This window comes from Flavobacteriales bacterium (assembly GCA_013001705.1).
Lineage (GTDB): Bacteria > Bacteroidota > Bacteroidia > Flavobacteriales_D > JABDKJ01 > JABDLZ01.
On the sequence record JABDLZ010000195.1, the window covers coordinates 1 to 4,340 of the forward strand.

A 4,340-nucleotide genomic window follows, 5' to 3' on the forward strand; every position below is an offset into this window, starting at 1 on the left:
ATTGATAGTAGATGGGTAATGTGATGACCCGTGAGAAGTTGTCATAGGCCCGGGGATGATCCTCTATGCGATAGCCCAGCTCTCTGTAGGCAGTGAGCATGGGCAAGGGAATGAAATGCACATTGACGCTCACTCCTCTGAATTCAATGCCTTCGATGATCCGGTCCCGGGTCGCCTCATCGATTCCACGTATACGAAGCATGTAGAGATGCCAGCTCGGAGTCACCTCCTCATCGGCTCCGGGAGGGGCTTGGAACCATTCCTCTTCTGAAAAAGCTTCCGTATAGCGCTCGTGGATCGCTCTTCTTCTCTGGAGATTCTCAGCGTAGCGCTTGATCTCCACCAGCCCGAGGGATGCGTGGATGTCGGTCATATTGCACTTGTGGCCAGGTTGTACTACGTCATATCGCCAGCCGGCCTTCTGGGTCTTGGCAAGGGCGTCTTTGTTCTGCCCATGGAGTGAAAGTGTATTCAATTCCTTATAGACAGTCTCCAGATGAAAGGAGTTAGGTAGATTGAAGGTGATAGCACCCCCTTCTGCAGTGGTCAGGTTCTTCACAGCATGAAAGGAGAATACGGTGACATCGGCCAGTTTACCGGACATAAAACCTCCGCGTTGGGCACCGAATGAATGTGCAGCATCGGCCAGGATCAGTATACGTCCTAGATTGCTTTGTGCATCGGATCTTGGCTGGAACTGCTCAGTGTACACGTCTTCGCTTACAAGCTCCCGTATAGCCCGATGATCACAGGGTCGCCCCCCGATATCCACAGGCATGATCACCTTGGTGCGCGGGGTGATCGCCTCACGCAGCTCATCCTTATTCATCAGGAAGTCGTCATCTACGTCCACCATGACCGGCACAGCCCCTAGATGTAGGATGATATTGGCCGTAGCACAATAGGTATAGGAGGGGATGATGACCTCATCACCTGCTTGGATGCCCCACCATCGTAGGAAGAGTTCTGCCGCATTCGTCCAGGAATTCAAGCATATCGAGCGTGAAGTGCCGCAGTATTTGGAGATCTCCTGTTCCAGAGCCTTGGTCTTCGGTCCGGTGGTGATCCAACCTGAGCGCAGGGTATCCACTACCTCAGCAATGCTGGCCTCATCTATACGGGGAGGGGAGAATGGGATCATGGCGTGAAAATATGGATTGAGAAGCTCCAATGAGTGTCTTAAATGGTCCCGAGCGACTTATGAACATCCGGAGAAAAACCTAGCCATGCACAGCTTTATGGGCGGTCATTTTCTCTTGTTAGTGGATTATATTCTTAAAATTGTGTGACAAATTTGTTAGGCTAGCATTACTTAACACAAGACCTAATCATCAATCTATATAATATGAATCTGTACAAATACTTATGGATGTGTGCGCTACTGATAGGAATATCGGGCAGCATGTCTGCACAGTTCACTGCGAGCGGAACAGTGACTGACGCAGATACGGGAGACCCCTTGATAGGAGTCACCGTGATCGTGAAAGGAACAACTTTGGGTACCGTCACCGACTTGGATGGGCGTTACACCTTAGAAGTTCCAGGAGAATCCGCGAGACTTGAATTATCCTATGTGGGATACGGTAGCGTAGTCTTGGATGTATCCAAGTCCGATCCGGTAGGCAATCTCAAAATGACCTCTTCTACCAGTACACTGGATGAAGTCGTTGTCACGGGACTGGCGACCACCGTAGCCCGAAGGAACTCGGCCAATTCTGTGGCGACAATAAGTGCCAAGGATCTGACCGAAGTAGCCAACCCTCAGACCTTTGAAGGTGCGTTACAAGGGCAATTCAGTGGAGCAGAGATCAAATCTACATCCGGTTCTCCCGGTGGAGGTTTCTCTGTGAGGATGCGTGGTGTTTCCTCGATCTTCGGGAACCAACAGCCATTGTATATCATCGATGGGGTGTTCTTGGATAACTCCACTACCTCATCCGGTGTGAATCTGGTGACTGAAGCAGCCGGTGGAGGTAATACCGATACCAATCAGGATGACGCGTCTAACCGTATTGCAGATATCGACCCTGAGGACATCGAGAACATCGAGATACTCAAAGGTGCTGCTGCTGCAGCCATCTATGGTCTGCGTGCTGCAGGAGGTGTGGTGATCATCACAACTAAAAGAGGTAAGGCCGGTAGAAATGCGGTCTCTTTCTCTCAGACTTTCGGTACCATCCGTCCGATCACCCTACTCGGGTTGAGGGACTGGGATGCCGATGAAGTTGAGGCTCTAGGTGGTCAAGATGCATTGGACGTCTTCAACAGTGGCGGTTTCCGTAACTATGAAGAAGAGCTCTTCGACAATACCGGTATCAACAGTACCTCACGATTGGAGATCTCAGGCGGTAATGCCAAGACCCTCTATAAATTCGGTGCTACCTATAAGAACGAGGACGGTATCGTTGAGAACACGGGATATGAGAAAGCATCATTCCGATTGAATCTCAGCCAGAAAGTGACCGATTGGTTGGATGCAGATATCTCGACCAACTACATCGATTCCAAAGCGGATAGAGGTCTCTTCAACAACTCGAATACTAATGCGACCATCGGGTATGCCTTGGCATTCACCTATCCATGGGAAGATCTTTCTCCAGATGCTAACGGGATCTATCCATTCGGTGGAGCTGGTTCCAACGTACTTGAGACTACCGATCTTATCACCAATAGGGAAGAAGTCGATCGATTCATTGGGGGTATCACTGCAAATGCCCGACTTTTCACCAATGAGCGCAACGTGGTCAAATTGACTGGTACAGCCGGATTGGACCAATACAGCTTGAAGAATATAGGGATCTTCCCACAGGAATTGACCTACTTCAGAGATGAGTCGACATTGGGAGGAGTACTGATCGATGGTTCTACCACGAGTCAGCAGACCAACCTATCCTTGTTCGGTATCTGGTCACACTATACCTCAACGGGTGTAAGCTTCACGACCACTGCAGGTATCATGCGTGAGTCTTCTGTCTACAACAATGTATTGGTATCCGGTACGGATATCAATGGATCGGAGACCAATGTAGACCAAGCGGCCAACGTATCGGTCAACCAGACTAAGCGTAGCTTTATCAATAAAGGTTTCTTCGCTCAAGAAGAAGTGAATATCAATGACAAGCTCCTCTTGACACTGGGTGTAAGAGCAGATAAGTCACAGAACAATGGAGATTCCAATGAGTTGTACTTCTTCCCGAAGGCCAACGTAGCGGTCAATATCCATGAGTTCGACTTCTGGGGATCAGAGACTGTGACCACCTTCAAGCCACGTATCGCTTATGGTGAGTCCATGCGTCCTCCGATCTTCAGTGCACGATTCAACTCATTGAGTCCTACAGCTATCCCTGGTCCTGGTGGGACCAACTCTGGACTGCAGACTCAGTCGACCAAGGGTAACCCGGATATCTTGCCAGAGACTCAAAGTGAGCTCGAATTCGGTGCGGATATCGGTTTCTTGAATGATGCACTCGTTCTCTCTGCTACGTTCTACACCAAGACCATCGATGATGTACTCTTGAGAGCGCAAGCACAACCTTCTACCGGATTCACCACAGAGTGGGTCAATGGAGGTGAGTTGGAGAACAGAGGTATCGAGATCTCTGTGGATTACCTAGCGATCCAGAACGAGGACTTCAGCTGGACCACTGGTCTGAACTGGTGGAGAAACCGTTCTGAAGTAACTCGCTTGGAAGTACCTGCATTTACCACTGGTGGATTTGCAGCGAGTCTAGGTCAGTACTTGATCCAGGAAGGACTTCCTGCAACTACATTGGCAGGAACCATCCCATCCAATGCAGATGTGACCGAGTCAGAATTGGCCGGAATCGGAATCCTCGGAGATGCAGAGCCTGATTTCCAGTTGAACTGGAGAAACTCCTTCAACTACAAGACTTGGAGTCTGGATTTCCTATGGCACTGGAAAGAAGGTGGTGATAACATCAACTTGAGCCCATTGCTCTATGACTTCGGTCAGACTACCTGGGATTATGACGATACCGATCTGGACCCGAGTGGTCAGTTGACCAATGGTCAATACAGAGTCTCTGTATTCGGTTCGGATGCACGCCCATGGATCGAGGATGGTGGATATATCCGCTTGAGAAATATCGGACTCTACAAGACCTTCAAGATGAAGTACTCTGAAGGGAAGTCCACCTTGAAGCTGGGAGTATCTGCTTCTAACCTCATTAACATCTTCGATTACAACAGTTACGATCCTGAAGTTTCGAACTTTGGAGGAAACGTACTGGCAAATGCGGTCGAGGTGACTCCATATCCTAGCTCAAAGCGGATCAACTTCCACCTAAGAGCCAATTTCTAAGAACCATCAAAAAGAGAAT

The 4,340-nt window shown here is 49.3% G+C and carries 2 protein-coding genes; one reads left to right on the forward strand and one right to left on the reverse strand.

Going from position 1 to position 4,340, the window contains the following annotated elements; all coding sequences use genetic code 11:
* Nucleotides 1–1,141 (reverse strand): DegT/DnrJ/EryC1/StrS family aminotransferase (locus HKN79_07910; protein NNC83486.1); only part of this gene is annotated, 1,141 nt, incomplete at its 3' end.
* A gap of 261 nt (nt 1,142–1,402) precedes the next feature.
* Between HKN79_07910 and HKN79_07915 the strand changes: the two genes are divergently transcribed.
* Nucleotides 1,403–4,321: a SusC/RagA family TonB-linked outer membrane protein gene (locus tag HKN79_07915; protein ID NNC83487.1), complete on the forward strand. Its 2,919-nt coding sequence runs from the start codon at nt 1,403–1,405 to the stop codon at nt 4,319–4,321.
* Nucleotides 4,322–4,340 lie beyond the last annotated feature (19 nt).